The sequence below is a fragment of the Candidatus Accumulibacter sp. ACC003 genome, assembly GCF_907163085.1.
GTDB lineage: Bacteria > Pseudomonadota > Gammaproteobacteria > Burkholderiales > Rhodocyclaceae > Accumulibacter.
Genome location: NZ_CAJQTX010000002.1, coordinates 517,164 through 539,984, shown reverse-complemented (window position 1 = coordinate 539,984; position 22,821 = coordinate 517,164). Strand labels below are relative to the sequence as shown.

General features: G+C 59.3%; 12 protein-coding genes and 1 pseudogene. 6 read left to right on the top strand and 7 right to left on the bottom strand.

Features of this window, described 5'->3' with window-relative positions:
- Window positions 1–68: 68 nt before the first annotated feature.
- From QZ656_RS06100 to QZ656_RS06075, 6 genes are all read left to right on the top strand, one after another.
- Window positions 69–1,220: a sugar-transfer associated ATP-grasp domain-containing protein gene (locus QZ656_RS06100; protein WP_291992543.1), complete on the top strand. Its 1,152-nt coding sequence runs from the start codon at window positions 69–71 to the stop codon at window positions 1,218–1,220.
- Between the two features lie 690 nt (window positions 1,221–1,910).
- Window positions 1,911–3,194: a group II intron reverse transcriptase/maturase gene (ltrA, locus tag QZ656_RS06095; protein ID WP_366522112.1), complete on the top strand. Its 1,284-nt coding sequence runs from the start codon at window positions 1,911–1,913 to the stop codon at window positions 3,192–3,194.
- Window positions 3,195–3,771: 577 nt separating this feature from the next.
- On the top strand, window positions 3,772–4,560 hold the full coding sequence (locus QZ656_RS06090) for a DUF3348 family protein (RefSeq protein WP_291992542.1): 789 nt from the start codon (window positions 3,772–3,774) through the stop codon (window positions 4,558–4,560).
- Window positions 4,560–6,602, top strand: coding sequence for a hypothetical protein (locus tag QZ656_RS06085; protein WP_291992541.1), 2,043 nt, complete (start codon window positions 4,560–4,562; stop codon window positions 6,600–6,602). Before QZ656_RS06090 ends, QZ656_RS06085 begins: the two co-directional genes overlap by 1 nt.
- The gene (locus QZ656_RS06080; protein WP_291992540.1) at window positions 6,602–7,255 is read left to right on the top strand and encodes an OmpA family protein; all 654 of its coding nucleotides are present in this window, start codon (window positions 6,602–6,604) and stop codon (window positions 7,253–7,255) included. Before QZ656_RS06085 ends, QZ656_RS06080 begins: the two co-directional genes overlap by 1 nt.
- Window positions 7,248–8,165, top strand: a complete 918-nt coding sequence (locus QZ656_RS06075) for a DUF2894 domain-containing protein (RefSeq protein WP_291992539.1) — start codon at window positions 7,248–7,250, stop codon at window positions 8,163–8,165. Before QZ656_RS06080 ends, QZ656_RS06075 begins: the two co-directional genes overlap by 8 nt.
- Before the next feature lie 264 nt (window positions 8,166–8,429).
- Here the strand turns inward: QZ656_RS06075 and QZ656_RS06070 are convergent, their stop codons facing one another.
- The 7 genes and pseudogenes from QZ656_RS06070 to QZ656_RS06040 all read right to left on the bottom strand — a co-directional run bounded on the left by QZ656_RS06070 (window position 8,430) and on the right by QZ656_RS06040 (window position 22,779).
- Window positions 8,430–9,527: an ISAs1 family transposase gene (locus tag QZ656_RS06070; protein WP_291991628.1), complete on the bottom strand. Its 1,098-nt coding sequence runs from the start codon at window positions 9,525–9,527 to the stop codon at window positions 8,430–8,432.
- A gap of 646 nt (window positions 9,528–10,173) precedes the next feature.
- Complete coding sequence (locus QZ656_RS06065) at window positions 10,174–11,280, bottom strand: transposase (RefSeq protein ID WP_291991620.1); 1,107 nt, start codon at window positions 11,278–11,280, stop codon at window positions 10,174–10,176.
- Window positions 11,277–12,184: pseudogene (locus tag QZ656_RS06060) on the bottom strand (site-specific integrase). The gene QZ656_RS06065 and the pseudogene QZ656_RS06060 overlap by 4 nt, the downstream one beginning before the upstream one ends.
- Entirely contained in the window at window positions 12,124–13,911 is a 1,788-nt protein-coding gene (locus QZ656_RS06055) for a hypothetical protein (protein WP_291992538.1), read from the bottom strand. The pseudogene QZ656_RS06060 and the gene QZ656_RS06055 overlap by 61 nt, the downstream one beginning before the upstream one ends.
- Before the next feature lie 545 nt (window positions 13,912–14,456).
- Entirely contained in the window at window positions 14,457–16,292 is a 1,836-nt protein-coding gene (locus QZ656_RS06050) for an alpha-amylase family glycosyl hydrolase (RefSeq protein ID WP_291992537.1), read from the bottom strand.
- 1,351 nt (window positions 16,293–17,643) lie between these two features.
- Window positions 17,644–19,068: an esterase-like activity of phytase family protein gene (locus QZ656_RS06045; protein ID WP_291992536.1), complete on the bottom strand. Its 1,425-nt coding sequence runs from the start codon at window positions 19,066–19,068 to the stop codon at window positions 17,644–17,646.
- Between the two features lie 240 nt (window positions 19,069–19,308).
- Window positions 19,309–22,779, bottom strand: a complete 3,471-nt coding sequence (locus tag QZ656_RS06040) for a DEAD/DEAH box helicase family protein (RefSeq protein WP_291992535.1) — start codon at window positions 22,777–22,779, stop codon at window positions 19,309–19,311.
- Between the last annotated feature and the right edge of the window lie 42 nt (window positions 22,780–22,821).

Here is a 22,821-nt window from a genome sequence, read left to right as displayed (position 1 = left end):
ATTAGCACTTCATGTCTTTTGCACAATTCAGAGTCTCCTTCGCTATACTCCCGTGACGAGCCAACAACATGACACTAATCGATACATATAAACAAGCCGCGTCGTTGTCAAGTCGGTCGCTATCTTCACTGCTCATTGAGGCAGCGCGGCTGCGCGTTTCTCGAACAAAACTAGGCTTGTCTGAATACATTGACTTTCGGTTGTATATGAACGACCTTTCATGGCCAGAGAAGGCGTCATTCGGTGGGCAGAGAACGCAAGCAGCAATTGAAGACATCCTTGTTGATGACTACTCACGATTCCTGAGCCTAGACAAAATTACAATGTACGCACTTATGTCGGGCCTCAAGATTCCTGTGCCCAAGATAAAAGCCGTATATCGTTCAATGCGGCCATCATCAATTCCTCAATTGCAAACGTTAGTAGATGTTTCTGCATTTTTCACGGACCCTGGCAGCTTTCCTCTATATATCAAAAGGTCGTTCGGGTCGTATGGTAGAGGTAACTTGCTCATCACCGGGTTTGACGGACACAACGTAATATTCGGCAACGGCCGTAAAGAATCTCTTAACGATTTTTGTTCATCACTTGACGAAGGTCGTACGCTCGGGTGGATATTCCAAGAATCACTCGCGCCACATCAAGACATTTTCGCGTTAACCAAGTCAAATAAAATATCGGGCCTTCGTATTCATACATTCTTTGCTAAGAATGAGGTTAAAATTACAAAAGTCATTTTTAAGATAAATGCTGGGCTGCGGGACTCGGACAATTTTGAGCATGGGGCTAGCGGTAATATGCTCGCTGCCGTGGATGTCAAGACGGGTAAAGTCATTCGTGCCATTTCCGGAGTTGGGTTGCACCAAACCGAGATTCCAATACATCCGTCAACAAAGGCTGAAATTGTGGGCTTCAAAATTCCGAATTGGAATGAAGTTGTCGATCTGGTAACTGACGCACAGAAAGGGTTTCCGGGATTCATTTGTCCGGGATGGGACATTGCTCTCTGTTCGGAAGGCCCAAAAGTACTCGAAGTAAATGCATTCGGGGACATTGACCTATCGCAACACGCATACAGAACTAGCTTTTTTGACGAGGACTTTATTTGGCTTTTGCGAAGTCGAGGCCTCGACGGCCTCATGTATTCGCCACCTAAAAACCATCTCCGGTCACCGATAAATCATCGCATGGGAATTAGGAAGCATCACTGGTTGTGGTAGTGAAAAATCGCCTATTAAAAATAGTGCCGCGCACCGACTGGCTGGTCAGTTTTAACGTCGGCATGCCGATTGAAAAACGACAGTAAGCGCCCGCTTGTTGAATTTGCCTGTAGTCTTACATTTATATGCTACGGCAGCTCTGATTTAATCGATTTTCACGGCAAGCTAGGTTCCCGATTAAATCAGTAATTTCTTGTGCGCCGTGCCAAGGCGCTGTTTTCCAGCGGGTGCGAATCCCGCCCGGCAACTTTCGCTCCGGCCGGTAGCAACTGGAGCAGTCGTGGAGGTAACGAAGCGGCTGAAGCCTCCGGTATAGAGGGTTCTTTAAGGAACTTGGCGAACATGCAGGCCGTAATTTGATTGAACACTGAGCAGGCCTCGAAAAGGGTGATGCGGAAGCCGACCCGCCGTTAATACGGGGAAGGCCGTCGTCGCAGGCGAATGCGAGCGAAACGCAGTCTGTGGTTCCGCCGGGGTATTGGTGACGGCATGTGTGGAAGAGGAAGGCAGACGCAACACGGGAAGCCCCATCACGTGGTCAAGCGCAAGACCAACCGGACGCCCGCGAGGGACAGGCCGGGCGAGATGGGGTGGCGGAGAGGCCCGTAGTACCGCTGAAGTCGGGTAATGCCGATGGAGGAAAGGGGCCTCAGTTCAAGACCAACGCAAGAAGCGGAAAGGGACAGGAGATTGGGCAACCTGCAAACTCCAATAAGCGTTCAGAAACTGCAGATGGCGTTACATGCCAAAGCGAAGGAAGAACCCGGGTACCGGTTCTACCTCCTGTACGACAAGGTCCATCGACCAGACGTACTCGACTATGCCTACCGAAGCTGCAAAGCCAACAAGGGAGCAGCCGGGGCGGACGGAGTGCGTTTTGAAGACATCGAAGCCTATGGAGAAGAACGCTGGCTTGGGAAACTGGCGGAACGGCTGAAGAAGAAAGACTACCGACCGGAAGCGGTCAAACGGGTCTGGATTCCCAAGCCGAACGGCAAACTGCGCCCCTTGGGGATACCGACGATCACCGACCGAGTCGTACAAACGGCGGCCATGCTCGTGCTGGAACCTATCTTTGAAGCCGATCTGCAGCCGGAGCAGTACGCCTACCGGGCAGAGCGCGAGGCGCAGGATGCGGTACAAGCGGTTCATCGTCTATTGAACACGGGACACCGGCCAGTGATAGACGCGGATCTATCCGGCTATTTCGATAGCATTCCGCACCTTGAGCTGATGAAGAGCGTCGCCCGTCGGATTGTCGATCGGCACGTTCTGCACCTCATCAAGCAATGGCTGGAAGCGCCTGTGGAAGAAGACGATGGACACGGTCACCGGCAACGGACCACGTCCAACCGGGACACCGGGCGCGGCACCCCGCAAGGGGCCCGAATTTCACCGCTGCTGTCGAATCTGTACATGCGGCGTTTCATCCTCGGATGGAAGACGTTGGGGTATGCGCGTCGCTGGTCGGCGCAAATCGTCAATTATGCGGACGACTTCGTCATCTGCTGCAAAGGCCGGGCAGAGAATGCCATGGACGCGATGCGAGGCATGATGGCGACACTGAAGCTGACAGTGAACGACGACAAGACACACCTGTATCGACTACCGCAAGAGCGGTTTGACTTCCTGGGATACACCTTCGGGCGGTGCTACAACCAGACGACCGGGCGCGCCTACATTGGCACTCGGCCCTCGCAGAAGAGCATCAAACGCATGGTGGAAAGCGTCAACCAGGAAACTGACCGTTGTCGAACCCTCCTGGATGCCGAGTTTGTCGTGGGACGTCTGAATCGCAAACTGACTGGCTGGGTGAATTACTTCTGCCTCGGCCCTCTGTCAGCCCGGCCTATCGGGCGATCAACACCCATGTCAAGCAGCGGCTCCGCCGGTGGTTGTGCAAGAAGCACAAGGTTTGCGGCAATGGGGCGACGCGCTACCCCGATCAATACCTCTACCAACAGGTGGGGCTGATCCGTTTGCCAGCCTGAACCCATGACCTTCCGTGGGCGAAAGCATGATGTCTTGTCCGAGAGCCGGATGCGGGAGAACTGCACGTCCGGTTCGATGAGCGGGATGTGGAAACGAAGCTATGGCCAGGCTACTTGGGCACCGTCAGACGAAAGGGACGGAAACAGACAAGCCGAACCTACGGCTATCGCGCCACATCTCGACTCTACCGTTACTACGAAAAAGCCAGGCAAATCGGGGCCAGCAGCTTAGGTTAGCAGGGTCTCCGCGCTCGAAAAACATACGCAAAAATATATTGTTTATGAGGGTATTTGACGTGTTTCTTGAACGCTCTTGCGCACCCCATCTCGGTCTGACGCAGGCCGCTCGGCCATGATGATATGAGGCGCGCCGAGAAGATGCGCGTGAAGCCGTCGTTGAGTTGCGCGCAATCCTCGGGTTGCGGATAATCATAACCCATGCTGTCCGAGTACGAAATCCTTGGCATGAGAATGGGGAAACACAGCCCTGACGCTGGTTTTCGAGATCCTTGATTTTATTGAGCCATATTTCCTGAAGCGATGTGCTTGCCAATATTCGCATGACTCAAGTGCCGCCGCCAACAGCTCTGGCCAGTTCCAGATTGATTCGTTTTTTATCCGATCTCACCGTTACGGGCGTCGAGGTTTCGCATAAGCACTTTGCTGAACGCCTTGGCCGACTAATCGATCTGTCTGGCTCGATAGCTCTGTCAAGAGTACATGTCGGTCTTGCGGCGACGGCATCAAAACCCTGCGCGAAGACTGCCACTGTGGTTTCCACGGAGTCGCTGGTAGACGAGTTTATCCGGGTTCGCACAACGATAGTTCAATCGATAATAGATAGTTTTGTCCCGGCTGCGGGTGTGGGTGTGGCGCCGCCAAGCCTGCCGCTGGTAACGGCGGCTATATCCGCGGCAGAGCTAACGAAATATGGGCGCTACCAGCTATTCTATGTGAGTCGCCAAAAAGAAATCGCCGTCAAACTCGGCAAGCTTAGGGCCAGTACCCGGGCAGCAGTTTCAAGTCGTTCATCGAGGCTTGCTCAGTTGGTCGTCCTCGATGCCGCGCTCGACGAGGCGCTTTCTGCGCCCACGCAGAAATTGTTCGCCGAAATACCACGCCTGCTTGAAAGACGTTTTCAGTACCTGTATCTGCAGCACCAGCAGGTGGTTGCGAGCCAAGATGGTGAGCACGGTGAAGGCGATTGGCGTTTGTGGAGTCAAGCAGGCGGGTGGCTTGAACAATTTACCGGGGAAATGCAGGGTTTGCTGCTGGCCGAGCTTGAAGTTCGCATACAGCCGGTGCTGGGACTGATAGAGGCACTTAAGGAAGAGGTAGAAAGAGCTTGATGAGCAGATTATTTTTCGCGACAGCATTCCTCCTGGGAGCGGCGGCGATTGCCTGGATGGGCCTGGTTTTCACTGGCTCGAACGTGCTGGGGCTTGCCGTGACGGCGCTAATTGGCGGCGTCTATTTCGTCGGCTTTATGGAGATCGTACGCTTTCGGCAAGCCACGTCGACGCTCACCAATGCGCTCGCCGGATTGTCGGGAACCGCGCCGATGGCTGCGCCTGATTTTCTTGAGCAATGGCTGGGCAAGCTGCACCCGTCGCTGCAAAACGCGGTTCGGCTACGTATTGAAGGAGAACGGGTGGGCTTGCCCGCGCCCGTGATTACACCCTACCTGGTGGGCTTGTTGGTCATGCTGGGTTTGTTTGGAACGTTTCTTGGCATGGTCGATACACTGCATGGCGCCGTAGCCGCGCTGGAAGGAACGACCGAGTTACTGGCCATTCGCGCCGGCCTGGCTGCGCCAATCAAGGGGCTGGGGCTGGCCTTTGGCACCTCCGTTGCCGGCGTCGCGGCGTCGGCGATGCTGGGACTGATTGCCACTCTAAGCCGACGCGACAGAATGTTCGCGACGCGACAGCTGGATGGCAAGATCAGCACGATATTTCGTGAGTTTTCTTTGGCCCACCTTCGGCAACAGACTTTAAAAGCCATGCAGCTGCAAGCGAACGCGCTTCCCGAGGTGGCAGAAAGACTGCACGCGTTGGCGAGTGCGATGGAGCGAATGGGCGATAATCTTGGCGATAAGTTGCTGGCCAATCAGGAGCGCTTCCATCTGTCGGTACAAGGCACCTATTCCGAGCTCGCCAGTTCGCTGCGTCAGTCGCTCGCGGAAAGCGTTACCGAGAGTGGTCGGCAGGCGATAGAGAGCGGAAGACAGCTTGCTGAAAGCATCAAGCCGCTGCTCGAAAGCGTAGTGACCGATATTGGCAATGAAACCCGGACGACTCATCGGCAACTGAGCGCCACTGTTCGGGAGCAACTTGAAGGGGTGACCGGCTCGCTACTGGAATCATTCGAGCAGAGTTCATCAAGCTGGCTGGAACGTCAGCAGTTGCTCGATAGGGAGCGATTCGAACTGTGGACCGAGTCCTTCGAGCAGGCGGCTGAGCGCTCGCGCATGCAAAGCCAGGCGTTATGCGATACGCTCGAAAAAACTGCCAGTGAAATGTCAGATAATGCCCGCGCAAACTTCAGTGCGACGCTCAATGAAATGCGCTCTCTGTTGCAGTCTTCCGAGGCTTTGATCCAGGCCAGGATAGAAGGCGAAGCGTCGTGGCTGCAGGGGCATGGCCAGCGGATGAGTGAGCTGACATCGACCCTGCGGAGCGAGTTGCAGGCACTCAGAAATGATGAAGAACGTCGCGGCCAGGCCGCGCTCGATAGCCTCGCCGGCCTCGAGTCGACAGTAGCTTCACAATTGGCGAGTCTGGCGAAAGAGCTCGAAGAACCGATTGCCAGCCTTATCCAGACGGCCTCGGAGACACCACGGGCTGCCGCCGAAGTCATTGATCAGCTTCGCCGTGAAATGTCGAACAGTATTGTACGAGATAACACCCTGCTTGAAGAGCGACAACGGATCATGACAGAGCTCAATACCGTTTTGGTTTCCTTGCAACACGCGACCAGCGGGCAGCGAGAAGCGATTGAGTCACTGGTCAGATCTTCAGTCAGCACGCTTGAAGGTGTCGGTTCGCAATTTGCAGGTCATGTGGCGTCAGAGGTGTCGAGGCTGTCCACGATCGCCGATGATTTTGCCGTCAGCACGATCGAAACATCGAGTCACGGCGACGCATTCGGGCTCGCCGTTACGCTTTTCAACGAAGCCAATGGCAAGCTGGTAGAAAGCCTCAATCGCATCGAGAAATCGCTGGCTAAATCGAGCAAGAGAAGTGATGAGCAATTGGCGTATTACGTCGCCCAGGCCCGGGAAATAATCGATCACAGCATGCTGTCGCAGAAAAGCATTTTTGACGAATTACGCCAGCTTGGCCAGCGGGTGCAAAGAGCTCCCGAGCCCGCAGCCAAAGAGGTGCTTTGATGGAAGAGCTGGAAGATGGCTTCTCTCAGGACACCCCGATCTGGGCGATTTTTGGCGACTTGATGTCTGCGCTGGTCGGTGTCTTTGTCTTGCTTCTGGTGTGGGCGCTTGGCTTCCAACTCGAGCTTGCGCAGTCACTCGAACACGAAGTCGAAAAGCGTCAGGTCGAGGAGCGGCGACGGATTGCTCTTGAAGAAGCGCTGGCCGATCCACTGGCCACGGGACGCGTGACGCTGCGTGACGGGCGCATCGCGATCAGCGGTAGTGTGTTGTTCTCATTGAATTCAGATCAATTGCAGCCGGCAGGGCGTGAATTACTGCGAACGCTCGTTGCTCCACTCAAGGTTTATCTTGACCAAAGGGATCAGCTGTTGATGGTGAGTGGTTTTACCGACGACCTACCGATTCAGGAGGGAAATCGTCGTTACGACGATAATTGGCAGTTGTCGGCGGAACGTGCGCTGACCGTGACCCGGGCGTTGATCGAAGATGGCATGCCGGCAGCGATGGTATTCGCGGCGGCGTTTGGCTCACAGCAACCGGTATTTTCCAATCACGACGCGAAGGGGCGATCGCTGAATCGACGCGTGGAGATCGCACCAGTGCCGCGGGCCAGTAATCAGAAAGAGGCGCTGATATCGTCAGATGACTGATACGCTTCCCTCTGCTATTGCCAGCAAGGAGGAGTCTTCGCTGTCGTCTCGCCTGGCGGCAATTGACACCGCCGACCTCGGACTGCTTGTTTCCTGTCTGGCGAAAAGCAGTGCTCGTAAGCTGGATCCGCTTCGGTTCCAGCTTATTGAATCGATGGCCACGAGGGCGCTCGAAAGAAAAATATCGGTACGCGTGATTCTGGAACGGAAGATACGCATTGCTTTAGCCAATTATCAGGCTGACTATGCAAAGGCAGAACATTGCGCTGCAAGTCTCGTTGAGAGGGTTTCTACCCAGTTTCCCGAAGCCGCCGATCGTATTCGATCCTTGTTCGATGATGGTGACTTCACGGCAGTTAACCGCCTGGCAGCCAAGCTCAACGGAGGGCGAGAAGCGAAACACGACGGGCAGGAAGTCAGCGCGCTGGCCGTATTGACCAACGAGATTAACCAGGGCTCGTTGGCCGCGCATGCGGAGGCGGACTCTCTCAACGACGTCTTGCGACAACGCGAAGACGCCGCGCTGCAGGCGTCGGGTCTGGCAAAATCAAAAGCTCGCGCGGGCATTTTGGCGGCTGAAGACACCCAGCAGTTCGCGGTTTTCGGTGAAGCTTGCCGCGGCGGTCGGGCAATCGAATCGAGTTCGGTGCGAGATTTCCGAGAGCTACTGGTAAAGCTTGATTCAGACCGACTGGTAGCGCGGGTCATCAGTGATGGCCCTGAAGCACCGGGACCACTGAACCCGCAGGCGCTGGTCATACGATCTCTCGCCGCACTGCGGGACTTGTCGCCGGACTACCTCAGCCGATTTGTCTCGTATGTGGACACGCTCCTGTGGCTTGAAGAGGCTGGCGAAGGCCGCAAGCTCGCCGATCACAAGGCGAGAAGAGCCCATCTCAAAACAGACTGAGGTGGTCGCTTGCGAGGACGCCAGGGCGTGTCGGAGGCCAATGCGTTCGCGCAAATTACCCTGGTGATTCCGAAACACCTGCGGCAAGGTGCGCAGCGCAGGAACAGCGGCGCCGTGTCGGGATAGCGCCATATCCACGAATATCAAACCAGCAGGAAAGAACTCCGTCACGCCTATCGACTTCCGCGAGAATCGTGTTGCCGTAACGCGTGGCCTCGCAGTCTCCATCATCGATACGCGCCGCAGGGCCTCCGCACTCGGCTGTCATAGCGGTGTGAGGCCCAGCATCGTCATCCGGACATCGTCATCCCAAGCAGCTCCTTTGCGCTTCAAGCGTAAGCTGGCTTTAGTCTTGTCGGTCGTATCCAGACGAATCAGGTTGAGAACGATTTTCTTCAAGAGGGAGAGGTTCTGTGGGGCGTTGTCCTTGCGTACAGTGCTGGCATCTTCACGAAAGCTGACGTCGAGCACCCAGTGAAGGCGGTTTTCTACGCCCCAATGGCCTCGCACCGCGGCCGCCAGCTCTTCGGCGGTCAAGGCACGAGAACTGATGTAGTAGCGTCGCTCGAAGTTCGATTCCTTGTCGCCAACCTTGCGCAGGGAGTCGACCAGGCCGATCGTCTGGCACTTCGGCCAATCGGCCAGATCAACGAGTCCTTGCGCAGGCAAGACCGAGGCGATCTGTCCGACGATTCGACCATGGGACTTGCGGGCCTGACGGTGGCGATCAACGGCCTCGGATTGATACTGGTCGATGAACTCGGTCTCGATGGCTTCCAGCAACGTCGGCTGGTTGCCTTTGACCGCCAGCAGGTAGTCACCGCCTTGATCCGTGATCTGCCGAGCAATAGTTTTCTGGCAGCCCATGGCGTCGATGGTGACCAGCAACCCATTGATATACAGTGCCTTGAGGAGTTCCGGGATGGCGGTGATCTCATTACTCTTGCTGGCGACCTTTTCCTGGCCGAGGACAATACCCAATTCCGTAGCGAAGGCGCTGACCATGTGAATCGCGGTTTCGCCACCACTGCCGGAACCTCGCACCGTCTTGCCATCGAACGCGACGCTGCCTCGCAAGGCGCCGACCACCCCGGCCACCCAGCGGCGAAACGCGACCTCAAATTGCTTCGGGTCAAGCGCTCGGAACACCCGCAGAAACGTCTCCGTGGAGGGAACCCCGTTCTTGAGCACCAGGAATTCACGCAGCCATTTTTCTTTCCGGCGCCCCCAGTAGGCGATGTCTTCGATGGTGTCACAATCCGAGAGTACCCCTGCCATGGCAATCACCAAAATCTCCTGGAAGTCATGCAGCGTCCCGTTGCTGGGTCTGCGCGGGTCGTCCACTTCCCTCAAGCAGCACATCAGGCTCACTCCCGTCGTCACAGTCATTTCGTTCGTCCAAAAGACGAGAGTAGACCTGATTTCAACAGGGTTTACAAGTGGTTGTCATAAGCCCATGAATGTTAACGATTTTCCGCTGATCGAGTATGACAACAAGCACTATGCTATCCGAGTGCGGAGGCCCTGATACGCGCCGCGATCATGCAAACGAATGGTGTGCTCCGGTCGTTGATAGGCCGACCAGTATTGCTCATAGGTAGTTGCGCAACGTTCCCACCGTCTTGCACTCTCCGCGATGCCTGGGCACACGCCCGAAAACGGTCGGCGCACTACCGCTGCGCCGACCCTGGGCTTACTTCGAGTGGCCGTCCAACGAATAAGGATAGATCGTGCGAAGCCACGATCTGATCCGTTTGTTGGACGAGCCCGGGCCGGAGCGCTGGGCGCGCCCTCTGCAAATATCTTTTTTGGATTTACCCCGCAGGCATGAATGCCGAAGGGCGGGGAGCGGGCCGTCGCCGCGCGCTGCGGCACCGTCAGCGAAGATCGCGCAAATCCGGCCGTTTTGGCGTCCCGGCCACTGAACTCCGGGCGACCCCGTCACTCAGCTTGGGGAAACTGAAGTCCCAAAGGCGGCCGGACAGCGCTGTGAAGGCGGCTTACACGATCAGGCAGCGATCGCGACGAGCGGTGGAGCAGCGACGAAGGCGGGCGATGTTGATCGAATACGCGTCCGGACAATTGACATCACGGAGCCACAGCACGGGCAAAGCATCGCTGGCCGCTCCTTGCGCGGCGGCGTGAAGCGGCTGGGATCGAACTTCAGCAAGCGGTGCAGCAAACTGATCAGGCGCTTGCAGTTGGCGTGCAGGAAGCCGAAATTGCGGGCGCGGCGAAAGCCCTTGGGTAGCACGTGCTGGAGGATCAGCCAGAGGAAATCGGCGCCGGCTAGCGAGCGCTTTTCCGACTTGCCGGTTTGTGCGTTGCGGTAGCGGAAGCTCACCCGCCCATCCTTACAAGCGAGGATGTCCTGTTCACGGATGACGCCGCGGTAGAGGTAACGACCGAGGTAGATCAGGGCCTTCTCGCCGCTGCCCACCGATTTGCAGTGCGCTACCCATTCCCGCGGATAGGACGCCGGCAGGCAAATGCCGGCCGCCTCGATCGCCGCCAGCATTTTGGCCCGGAAGACCTTGGCCATCGCCTTCTCGTTGAACAGGTAGGTGCCGTTCTTGCCGCGCCGCTTGCGTCGCCAGCGCTGCTTCGCGGCATCGATCGCTGCCGCGGGGACGACGAGATGGACATGCGGGTGGAAGTCGAGCCGACGCGAGTGCGTGTGCAGGACCGCGATGGCGCCGGGCGTGCCCTGCAACTGCCGGTCGTTCTGACTGAAGCGGTGCACCGTTTCCCAGGCACAGCGCATCAAGCCATCGAAGACGACGTCGGCGTGCGCCGCAGCGAGCCCGCGCAATTCGGCCGGCAGCGTGAAGGTCAGCAGAAAGTAGTCGGCCGGGACGAGGCGCTCTATCTGACGTTCCAGCCATTGCTGGCTCTCGTGGTGCTGGCAGTGCGGGCAAAGGCGATGGCCGCAGGAATGCGGAACGAGTTTTTGCTGATCGCAGCCTTCGCACTGGAGCTGCATCATCGGGCTGGCCGGGCCGCGGCAATCGCGCATCGCCGAGAGTGCCCGAAGCTGATCGAAGCTCAGGCGGTGGCGAAATTGCGTCATGAAGTCCGCTTCGAATTCGGCAATGACAGAGCCGAGGCGGATCATCGCGGCGTCCCCTTGCTCAGACAAAAGCGGTCCATCAGCGCGTTGATGCGGTCGATGGCGTGATGCCGGGTTTGATCCGTCAGATGGGTGTAGCGAACCGTCGTGAGAATCGAGTGATGGCCGAGAATGCTCTGCACCTCGGTGAGCTCGACGCCCGCCTCGATCAGGTGCGTGGCATAGGCGTGACGCAAACTGTGCGGCGAAATGTTTTTTTTAGCCCGCAGGATTCGACCACCGCCCGCAGTGCCTTCTGAACGCCGCTGCGATTGAGCGGTGTCCTGGCGCTGCTCGCACCTGGCAAGCCGCCGCGGCGATTGGGAAACAGCAGAACGGGATTACGGTGGCGCTGCCAGAAACAACGCAGGAGTCGGTAGGTGGCCGTCGGCAGCGGCACCAGGCGATCCTTGTTGCCCTTGGCATCGCGGATATGCACCCGCCCGCGCGCGCCGTCGATGTCGGCGACCGTCAGCCGTAAGCCTTCGCCCAGGCGCAGGCCGAGACTGTAGAGGGTGAAGAAGAAAACGCGGTAACTGAGCACCTGCGTGGCCAGAAAAATCCGCTCGGTCTCCTCGACCGTGACGATGTCCGGCAGGCGCAGCGAGCGCGGCGGCTTGATCAGACCGGGCGCCACCCAGGGTTTCTTCAGCACGTGCTCGTAGTAAAACTTGAGCCCGTACAGATCGAGCTTGAGCGAACTCCAGGAGTGCGTCTCACGCAGGTCGGCGAAGTAATCCAACAGGTCGGCCTCGCTCAGATCGTCGATCTGATGAGCGAAGTAATCTCCCACCCGGCGGACGGCGCGCGAATACGCGTCGATCGTCTTCGGCTGCAAGCCCTTGAGCTTCAGGTGCTTCTGGTGCAGCTCGTAGTTCGTGTCAAAAATCGTCGTTGCGACAGCGGACATCTCTTCCATCTTGCGGTAACCTCGCATTCGTCATGAACGTCCCTCGGATGAGGGGCGAGGTCACATCTTGAGTCAACGCGACGACAGCACCGGGGTTTCCTCCGCGTAGCGGCTTCGTCCAACTCCAAAACACCCAAGATGGACCAAGCAAAGTCGAGCTTCAATGTGGCGTTGAAGATCGGGTCCGTCAGGCTCATATAGTAGTCCGTGCCGTACGGAGTTTGGCGATTTTGCCCTTCGCCGACGGAATAATCGGTTTTCGGGTTGTACAGCGCCAGGTTATGACATGTCATGCAATTGGTCTGGACGCCATATGCATTCTTGATGGTCCCGTTGATGGCGCGCACGATCTGGAAAACAGAAGGATCGAAACCGGCTTCCAGGTGAGGATTATATCCAATCACCGAGGCGCCGACATTTTCGCCGCTGGTAATTGGTTGCGCGGGCGCGACCATGCTATAGGCAACGGACATGGCATAATGCTGCGCGGCTGCATCCAGGTATTTCATCGGGCGCGCAGCCGCGATGTGGTCGTCGCTGGGCGGATAGGGTTTGTCGGCATTGGCGGACCACCAGAATGTTTGCCAAGCCCAGCGCTTGATTTCTCGCGTGGTCACGTGCATGCCCACCAGGATGGCGTAGTCCCCGTCCTTGGCCGTCAAGTTAAGTTGCGTCTTCAGAAATTGCACATCCTGCTGGGTGAGCTTCTGATGGATGAAGTTATTCAGGAAGAACGTGTTCTGAGCGCTGCGCCCCTTGCATCCAGGATCAATGCTGTTACCACCCGCGCCGGAGCCGTTGATATTGACGTAGACGCAGCTGTTCCAGTTCTCCTCGGGAAAGGCGACGGCCGGATTCGGCGTGCCCGGCCAGCCCGGGAAAGTGTAGATGCCATTGGCCGTGTTCTGCGGGATGATCTTGTACACCGGCTTGATGGTGATGGCGTTGTTGGGGAAGTTCGGGATTTCCGTGTAGCCTTCCTTCAGCAAGGTGTCCAGCGTACTTTGCAGAAATAGCTTGTTACCGTTTGCATGTTTTGCCGCCGGCGGATTATAGGCGACGGAGACGAAGATATTGGTATCGCCGACATTAGATTTGGCGATTTCCTCACGGCCGAGCAGTTTGAATTTGCGTTCCTTGGTCAAGCCGTGAAATTGTCTCGGGATACCGAGATCCAACACCGGTTGTCGGCTGGGTGCCGCGGCTTCCATCTGTAGTAAGGTTTGGCCTGATTTGATCCGGTACAACATATTCGATGTTGTAGCCCAGGTCTCGAAGGCGCGCACAGGTGTGCCGTTGACGAGGCCGACGGTGTGGGTCAAGCCCGCCCAAATTCCCCAGCCGTGCCGGACAATCGCGCCTGTATCGTTGTCGTACACCCATCTATTAACCGTAGTCTCCGATACTGGAAATGGCACTGCTGGATCCGGCTTTGGCAGATCCGGCAGGCACACTAGGTTGCCGTCGATGTTGCCGATATCTCCATCTTTGGTGATATCGTTCAGACAAGCGCTGATATTCGCCAGCGTAGTCGGCTGACTCGTCCCATTGAGCTTGCGGCAAGTCGCGATTAGGCTATCATCGCTAATCGATATGCCGGAACACGTATAGCGATACGAGCCATTTGGTTCCGCCGCGGCATGGGCCTGGGGAGCGGTGGCTAGACACGCTGTAAGCATGAGCACGCTAGTCGGAAAAACAGGAAAGCGGATGTAAGACCGATGCATTACGATATCCTCCGTCGTGGTTTTTGCGGACTTTCTATATTGAATCCAAGGCGGACTCTTGGGGCTGTGGCAATCGCCCTCCGGGAGACAAGCCAGTTTGCCGAAGGTCTCGCTAAAAAAATAGTTAATCCAATGGGCTTTCGGCAAAAATAATTTCTCTGTCCTTAGAGGATAAAGCCGTCAATCGCCGATTTTGAGCCGGCAAGCGTTGCGATTTGCAGACAGGTCCGCCAGCAGCAGGCCCACAGATTCCGGGCTGCGGGCGGGATATGAGGCGGTATATAAAACAGGCACCTGGCGCAGCAGTACAGCAGCGTCGCGGTCAAGTGGTGTCTTCGTGGCAGGACCAGCGCCTGCGGAAATCCTTGCCCGCCTTTTTCAGTGCAATCCCCGAAGCTTCGAGCAAGCGTTCCGCCGCCACTGCAGGGCGGGTTCATGACAGCGGGAATGCAGCAGGAGGCGGCCGAACGTTTGGCTCCAGCTAGTTTTTGAGGTAGTTTCAGTAAGGAATGACGGTGAATACGACCTAGGATACCTCGCCGTTTTCAGATCGACGTCCGCGCCATGACGACTATTCCCTGCTTGGGGATGTTGATGGTCATCGAGGCGTCGTTGGAGTTCGGATCGTTCAGGTAGTTGCCTACGCCGTCGCCACCGAAGTGCGTGGAGTCGCTGTTGAAGATCTGAGTCCACCGGCCCGTTTCACCATTCGTTGGCACGCCGTAGTGGTATTTGTCCTCACCCGTCCAGTTTCCCGCGACCACAAGCACCGCTGCTTCCCACTTCCGCTTGAAGGCGAACCAGCCGTCCTGCGGATAGTGTAGCCACTCGAAGCTTGTCCCCTCTCGAGTCAGTGGATCGTAGCTCTGGCGGATCTCGATCAGGCGCTGGAACATGGCCTTGAACTGAGGCCCTGGCGGCAGCCGCTCCAGGTCCCAGTTCAGGATGTGATCCTTACGGGCATCGTTGAAATTGCCCTCCATTGCGAACTCATCACCCATGAAGAATAAAGGAACGCCTGGAACGAAGAAGGCCAAGGCGTACATCATGCGCGACTTCTTCTGCGCCCAGTAGTCGCCTCGCCAGCCAAACTGCGTCACCGGGTAGAATTTATCTTGGTTCTGGCCGCCGTCCCACCAGCACTCGTCGTGATTGTTGGCATACACAACGCGGCTGTGGGCGTGGGTGTAGTCGCCGCCGTTGATGGCATGCGCCAGGGCTCCTTCAACGCCTTGCTGGTACGGCTTGAGGGTCGTTTGTAGCTCTTTGCGGAAGTTGAACCAGCCGGCATCGAAGCCGATATGTTCCATCATCCATCGACTATAGCTGCCGGTATACTCGTCCCAGTGCTCGCACATGAGTGTCTTCTCGGGGTCGGCGTTCTTGAGCCCGGCGATCAGCCTGCGAAGCACGTTGCTGCCACTATCGTCTCCACTACCGGAGTTCTTGTTTACGATCTGTGAGGTGAAGTCGAACCTGAGACCGTCGAAGTGCAACTCGGCTAGGTAGTAGTGGCACGCGTCTTCGATGTATTTCTGCACTTCGTATCGGGCCCAGTTGGGCGCCATGCCGAAGGTGCCTCCCGCCTGATTCGAGGCCTGTTCACCGCTAAAGTAGATGTTCGTTGTCGTTGAATCGAAATTCCACAGTGGGCCAGAATTACCGGCGGCACCGAAGTGATTCAACACGATGTCGGCGATCACGGAGATGCCGCGCGAATGAGCGTCGTTGATGAAGGCTTTCAGATCATCGTATGAACTGCCGTCACCGATCACGCCGCCGTACGAAGACTCGACAGCGAAGAAGCTGACTGGCGAGTAGCCAATATAGTTATCCCCGCTGAACTCGTTAATTGGCAACAGCTCAATCGTGTTGACTCCGAGAGCTTGGATATAGTCCAGCTTCTTGCGCAGCTGTGGAAAATCTCCCTTTCTCTTCTGGTCCCAGGTGAAGTGGTAGTTGTTCCCGGCGGGATCTGTCCAGCTCCCGTCGCCGCGACCGACATAGCCACCCTGGAACAACTGGTAGATGACCATCTTGCCTCGGGCAGTCGGGCGATGCTGAGCATCGGTCCATGGGAAGCGCGCCGGATCCTTGTGTATCGAATAGGACTCGCTGTGCTGCATGGCGCGGGCGTAGGGGTCGACTCGATAGCGGGTTTCACCGTTATCCAGGACAATTCGCAACCAGTAACCGTCTCCGTCGCGGAGCGGCAAGTTCTGGAGGCCGTGAGCAGGTACTTGCCAATACCCTGGTAAGGCCTTGCCACGATAGGTCTGGGTCGTTTTTTCGAGTCGGATTGATGGCTGGAACGACTGCTTGTCGCGCGTCACCAGCTCGACACTCTGTGCGTTGGGTGCCCAAACCTTGAAATGTTCCATGCCTTCACCTCCTGTGCTATTTGTGCTCGGAGCGTAAGAGCCATCGCCCCGCGGCCTATGGTTATAGTTAACTCCTTTGGTGTCACGGTGTGTTATTGTCCCGCGCCATGGGATTTGCAGTCCGCGCGCACAGAGGGTGCCGCCAATATTTAAATCACTTTACGCGGCGTGCTCTGAGCTTGCGCTCGTTCCGCAACCAGGTTTTTTTACGGCATTGTCAGCCGGACTCCGAAGGATAGGAAGTGCAATGGGCTTTGGGGAAATATAATGTTTTTATAGCTGACGGCTGATAAGTTGGTCAATCGCCGATTTTTGGGCGGCATGCGTTTCAATTTACAGAAGGGCCTGGCGAATAGCAGCGCAAGCACTGCCTGGCACGGCTTCGGGCACGAGCTTCGCCACCCACCCACCTACCACGCGATGTGCTGATCGACGCGATCTCCGCTGCGGGTTGGGCTGACGAATCCACCGAGAATCGTTGCGCGCCTGTTCCGCCGCTGCCGCCTCCCGCAGCGGTGGCACACGCGCTGCGGTATTGCGTGCTGGCTGGACGGATCCGCCGAGGTGGTCGAGGATCTTCGTCACGGTGCCGGCACCGTCGATGAAGCGCGATGATCGGCATCTGACTGTGGTCGATCGGGCAACGCAGTGGCCGGCCTTCATAGAGGCGCGCCAGCCACATGGCCCACAGATACCGGGCGACGGCAAGATTGCGGGGGGCTTCGCTGGGCGCCGCACAGGTCGGCACTGGCGGACCGGCGACAGTGGCGAGCGTCGTCACCACAGAGCGTAGCAGTACATTGGGCGCGCAAACACTCTTCTTGCGATGGCGATGTGCCCATGGCTGCGGCACCAGCGCGGCAACCCCCCGCGTCGAGTTCGAGTGCAGCATGAAGGCGACGCTCGACGCATCGCCCGGGGCGACAATCGGCTTGTCGCGGCGTCTGCCGCGCCTGGTCGGCGGAAGCGTCGATCTCGCTGAGCTTCAGCCCCGCGCGGATGGTCGCCAGCGCGTGCAGCAAAGCTTGCGGACCTGTCAGCGGTCGCTGTCACAGTTCGTCATGGCTAGCGCCCAGCGATCCGGCGCTGGTCGGTGCGAACGATTCGGCTCCGTTACGGCGGTAGCGCCCAACTCGCGGATCAGCCGCTTCGTTCCAGGTAGCGCTTGGCGGCAGGTCGGCGTTCAGCAGCTCGACGTAGCGCCGGTAGCTGAAGAAGCGCCCGCGCTGGCGCTGCGTAGTTCGGCGACGATCCCCAGCGCCCGCGCGGCGCTTGCCTGCACGCCCTCGGCAAAGAAATCGAGTCAGCGTTTTCCCAGTCGCCGCGCAGACAAAGCTCGTTCAGCGGCCCTTCATATCGCGCGCGACGTGTCTGCGCGGCGACGGTGGCCAGCCACGGCCAGCAGACCGAGGCCCATCAGCACCCAGCTGGCGGGCTCAGGCACGGTGCTGATGGATTGCGGCACGAATTCCGAACCGTTGAGATCGGCGTCGCTGAAAGCGAAAACGAACCACTGGTTCGGGTTGTCCAGGCCAGCGGGCGTGACCGCCAGGAAATCGTTGTCGTTGGCTACGAACAGCGTGTGCATCGTCACGCCGCCGATTACTACGTCATCGCCGAAGGCCATGCCTTCAAGCTTGGCCGGGATCTGGTCGTCGGTGATGCCGTGGGCGTTGAGCGCGGCCTTCAGATCCAGGAACAAGCTTGGTTTGACCGCCTTTAGGCTTAGCGCCGCAACGCCGCTGTCGTTGTCGACCGTCTGGGCGCCTGCGATATCGACCTTCAGCACCTGCTTGAAGGCGGTTTTGGAGTCGTCGCCCAAACCTTTGCCGTCGCGCTCGAGCACCAGGAATTCGTGGTTGTTGAGCGCCAGGATCTCGCTGTTGTTGTAGTTCTTGCCAGTGATCCGGTTATCGTAGGCGTACTCATGCGTGCTGCCGGTGGCGATGTCGATGGTCACCAGCCGGTTGTAGCGGGCGCCGTCGCCGCCGTCCTGCAGCAGCGCGCTCTGCATCATGCCGACCAGCATGGCGCCGTCGGGCGTGATGGCCAGGCCTTCCATGCCCTTGTTGGCAACGCGGCCGCTGCTGTTGGTGGGCGCGCCTTCGCTGGCCGTGGTCGGGCCCAGGGTGGCCACGGCCAGGTTGGACGGTAGCGTGAAGGTCCGAATGCGTTCGCCGGTGCTGCGGTCCAACTGGTAGACGTAGGGGCCGTATTCGTCGGAGATGAATACGCTTCGGCCATCGTTGGAGACGCGGATGCTCTCGGTGTCGAGCCGGGCATTGGCCGTGTTCAGGGAGTTCTGCGTCGGATCGAAGGCGTCGGAGCGGCCGGTGAAATAGTTCTTGCCACTGCTGGCCAGGGAGGGGGCAGTGCCGTAGTTTAGAGCCGTGCTGCTGTGCAGCAGCGTGCTCGCGGTTAGCTTCGGCGTGAGCGTAAACGGCAGGGCGCCACTTGATGCCGCCGATAGCGCCAGCGTCAGCGTCTGGAAGCGGGGGATGTAGGACGCGGTGTCGGCCACCGTGGCATTCCAGGCCGTGGCATTTGGGCCGCGGTCAGGCAGCCCCAGGAAGGTATTGCCGCCGGCCCAGGCCAAGCCTGAACCGAGGCCGCCGAGGAGGTTGCCGGCTACGCCATTTTCCAGCGCGCCGCTGGTGGACGACAGGTCGTTCAGGGCACCTGAAAGGCTGCCGCTGGCAATCAGGTTGATAGCATGGGCCGAAGGCATGGCCAGGGCGGCGGCAAGTGCGGTGGCAAGCAGGGTGGGGCGCAGCATGGTGGTTCTCCTCATCGCATGGAAGCCCGCATGCTAAGTAGCGGTCGTGACAGGCCGATGACGGCTTGCCGCAAACGCAGGCCGCTAGACGACTGAGGTGTGGTCTATTTCCCCGAACACCTCGATAGGTCGATGATCCACCTTTGGAGGCGCTGTGATGGCTCCCTGCCAGCGATCAGCCGGTCAATCGGTGATGGATAAAGGCGTTCGCACCAGCTGCTTCAGTTCGTGGGCCGACTTTCATGCCGCCACCGCTGTGTCGCGCACGGCGGCGAGCACGGTCATCAACTCATCGACCTCGGCGTTGCTGAACAGCACATCGGGACCGCGCGGCGTAATGTCGATGAACGGCGACTCGTAAAGCAAGGCGGCGTCGAGAACACCGTGCTCGGTGAGGTGATTGACGATCAGGTTTACGAACTCGATCTGGTTGGCAGCGAGCGTCTTGTCGGCCAGGAAACCGGCGAGCGCCTCCTTGGCGGCCTCACGATCCATGCCGAGCAGCGAGCGCACGAAGAGCCCCAGCCCGTGCGACTCGCTGGCGGCGCGTTCGATATCGCTTGCCGCACCGACGCCGCTCTCGGCAAGCATTCGTTCGAGTTCGCCCAGGTCGGCGACGGTCAGTGGCCGGTTCATGCGCAGCTTGTGGATCGCCAGATGGTCCTGGTGCGCGCGCAGGAAGGCCTGCGCCTTGGCGCGGAACTTCGTGTAGTCCGTGCCGTCGGTGAAGCCCGGCAGGGCGACCTCCTTCTCGTCGCCGATCTCGTCGTCGAAGTCGGTGAAGATCGGCTGGCGCCGGTGCTTGTCGATCAGCCGCACCAGCTCGCGTAACTTGCGGCGCAGGCCTTCGAGCATGGTGACCGTCACGTCCTGCCACCAGTCGTCGGTCTGCACCGCCAGGATCAGCACCATCTGCTCGCGGACCATCGGAATCGCGGCCTTTTCCTCAAGCAAAGCAGCGATCTCCATCAGCTGCTCGCGCAGACGCAGGAACGCCGGCTCGGCACGCAGTAGCGCCAGTTGCAGCTTGAGGACGAGCAGATCGAAGCGCCGCGCTTCCTCGCCATCTGCTGCCATTTCGGAAGGCAGGCCGGCGACCTCGGCGGCGAGCTGCGAGCGCGCCGCCGGCGTCAGCGTCTTCCAGGACTCGGGTTTGGCGTACTGCTCGACGATGCGGCGCCAGGGTCGAACGACGAAGTTGTCGAGGTTCATCGCCGCCGTCTCGCGGTGCAGCCGTTCGGCGACGTCGCGGCGCAGCTCGAACTCGTTGGCCGGCGTATCAATCGTATAAGGCAGTCGTTCTTCCTTGAACCGGGCGCGCTCTCCGGCTTCGAGCCGCTGGTCAAGCGCGCCGATCAGCTGCAGGCGCGTGGTGAACAGCCGCTTGCCGAGCGACGCGACCAGCGGCACGTCGCTTGCTTCCGGATCCTGGCCAAAGTATTCGAGGTTCTGGCAGTAGTCGAAGACGTAGAAGAATGCCTTGTCGTTCCCCGGCCCGAACACGTCCGGGCACAGGCGCGTGCCACGACCGAGCATCTGCCAGAACTTGGTCTTCGAGCGCACCAGCTTGAAGAAGACCAGGTTCACGACTTCGGGAACATCGATGCCGGTGTCGAGCATATCGACCGAGATCGCGATGTGCGGCGCCCGCTCCTTGATGCTGAAGTGATCGATCAGGTCCTGCGCGTACTCGGTCTTGAAGGTGATCACGCGCGCGAACTCGCCCTTGAAGTGCGGGTAGTTGGCGTTGAAGCGCTCGGCGATGAAGTCGGCGTGCGCCTGGTTCTTGGCAAACACGATGGTCTTGCCGAGCCGGTCGCCGCCGGCAACGGTCACGCCGCGCGTCATCAGATGCGTCAGCACCTTGTCGACGGTGTCGGTGTTGAACAGCCACTTGTTGACCGCTTCGGCGTCGACCCGCTGGGGAACGATGCCGTCTTCGTCCCACTCGATGGCGTCCCACTGCTCCTGTTCTTCCGCCGAGAGCTCATCGTAGCGGATGCCGCCGCGCTGGAACTTGAGCGGCACCGAGACCGCTTTCGGCGGCACCAGGAAGCCGTCGCGCACTGCTTCTTCGAGCGAATAGGCGTCGGTCGGCACGCCGTTTTCAAGGTCGAAGAGGCTGTAGGTATTGCGGTCCACCTCATCCTTGGGCGTGGCCGTCAGCCCAACCAGCAGCGAGTCGAAGTAGTCGAAGATCGCGCGGTACTTCTGGAAGACCGAGCGGTGCGCCTCGTCAATGATCAGCAGGTCGAAATGCCCGACGCCGAAGCGGCGCTGGCCGCTGCTGCCGGCACGCCCCGGGCGCTCCGACGTTATCTCGTCGATCAGCCCCATCATCGTCGGGTAGGTGGCGACGAACACCCGCCCTTCGCCGTAGCGGTCGCTGACCAGGTTCACCGGCGACGCATCGGGCAGGTGGCGCTTGAAAGCGTTCACCGCCTGCCTGACCAGCGCCACGCGGTCGGCGAGGAAGAGCACGCGCTTGACCCAGTTGCTGCGCATCAACACGTCGCAGAGCGCGATCACCGTGCGCGTCTTGCCGGCGCCGGTGGCCATCACCAGCAGCGCCTTGCGGTCGTGATCGCGCTCGAAGCTCTCGGCGACGCGCCGGATGCTGCGCGTCTGGTAGAAGCGTTCGGCGATGGCGCGGTCAATGGTCGCCGCCGCCAGCGGCTGGCGCGTGCTACGCCGCTGCATCAGCAGTTCCAGCTCGGCCTTCTTGCAGAAGCCCTGCACCGTGCGCGGCGGGTAGTAACTGTCGTCCCACAGCCAGTGCTCGTAGCCGTTCGAGTAGTAGATCAGCGGCCGCTGGCCGAATTGCCGTTCCAGGCAGTCGGCGTACAGCCGCGCCTGCTGCTGGCCGACGCGCGCGTCGCGGCGCGTGCGCTTGGCTTCGACGAGTCCCAGCGGCTTGCCGTCGTCGCCCCACAGAACGTAATCGACAAAGCCTTTGCCCTGGCCGTTGGGCATGCCGGTGACCTCGAACTCGCGCGAACCTGGGTGGCCTGGCTCTTGCTCCAGGGACCAGCCCGCCTCCTTCAGCAGCAGGTCGATGAAGCTGCGGCGCGTTTCGGCTTCCGAATAGTCGTGCGTATCGGGCTCGGCCGCCGCGGCGTGCTTCGCGGCGGCGACATCGGCGCGTAGCCGCGTCAACTCGTCGTCGAGCGCGCCTTGCGCGGCGAGCACTTGCGCCAGCTTCTCGTCGCGCTCGCGCAGCTCGGCTTCGAGCCGCTGCAGCGCTTCGGCGCTTTGCACCGGGGCTGGCACAGGCAGGGCGGCTGCTCTCGGCAGCGCAGCCGCGTCGAAAGCCAGCCCCGGCGCCGGCCGCGCCGTGCGTCCATAGGTGCGCGCCAGCCAGTAAGCGACATGGAACAGCTCGCGCACGGCGACCAGCGCGTCTTCGGTCGGGATGCTGCGCGGGCCGTGCACCGCGCGGTTGCCGAGCGTAACGATCACCCGTGCCTTGCTGAACACCGCCTCGCCCGCCGCCTGCCTGAAACTCGGCTCGTGAATCAGCGCCGAGATCGTGTCCTGGTAAGGCCGCTTGAGCGCCGCGTCGTGCTTGTACGCCCAGCCGACCGCCAGTTCGAGCGCGCGGCGGGCGTAGAAGCAGGCGCTGCGCGGGTCGGCGTGTACCGCCGCTTCGGCGCGCTGAGCGGCGTCGAACACCGCCGGCCATTCGCGGTCGAGGAAGGAGAACTGGCTCATGCGCCTGCAGCCAGGCTTGCGGACTTGTCACAGCTCGGTGTC

What these genes read in the sequence shown, in the direction of transcription:
- QZ656_RS06100 (WP_291992543.1), top strand. Translation starts at nt 69, where the DNA reads ATGACACTAATCGATACATATAAACAAGCCGCGTCGTTGTCAAGTCGG.
- QZ656_RS06090 (WP_291992542.1), top strand. Translation starts at nt 3,772, where the DNA reads ATGACTCAAGTGCCGCCGCCAACAGCTCTGGCCAGTTCCAGATTGATT.
- QZ656_RS06085 (WP_291992541.1), top strand. Translation starts at nt 4,560, where the DNA reads ATGAGCAGATTATTTTTCGCGACAGCATTCCTCCTGGGAGCGGCGGCG.
- QZ656_RS06080 (WP_291992540.1), top strand. Translation starts at nt 6,602, where the DNA reads ATGGAAGAGCTGGAAGATGGCTTCTCTCAGGACACCCCGATCTGGGCG.
- QZ656_RS06075 (WP_291992539.1), top strand. Translation starts at nt 7,248, where the DNA reads ATGACTGATACGCTTCCCTCTGCTATTGCCAGCAAGGAGGAGTCTTCG.
- QZ656_RS06070 (WP_291991628.1), bottom strand. Translation starts at nt 9,527, where the DNA reads ATGTGCTGCTTGAGGGAAGTGGACGACCCGCGCAGACCCAGCAACGGG.
- QZ656_RS06065 (WP_291991620.1), bottom strand. Translation starts at nt 11,280, where the DNA reads ATGATCCGCCTCGGCTCTGTCATTGCCGAATTCGAAGCGGACTTCATG.
- QZ656_RS06055 (WP_291992538.1), bottom strand. Translation starts at nt 13,911, where the DNA reads ATGCATCGGTCTTACATCCGCTTTCCTGTTTTTCCGACTAGCGTGCTC.
- QZ656_RS06050 (WP_291992537.1), bottom strand. Translation starts at nt 16,292, where the DNA reads ATGGAACATTTCAAGGTTTGGGCACCCAACGCACAGAGTGTCGAGCTG.
- QZ656_RS06045 (WP_291992536.1), bottom strand. Translation starts at nt 19,068, where the DNA reads ATGCTGCGCCCCACCCTGCTTGCCACCGCACTTGCCGCCGCCCTGGCC.
- QZ656_RS06040 (WP_291992535.1), bottom strand. Translation starts at nt 22,779, where the DNA reads ATGAGCCAGTTCTCCTTCCTCGACCGCGAATGGCCGGCGGTGTTCGAC.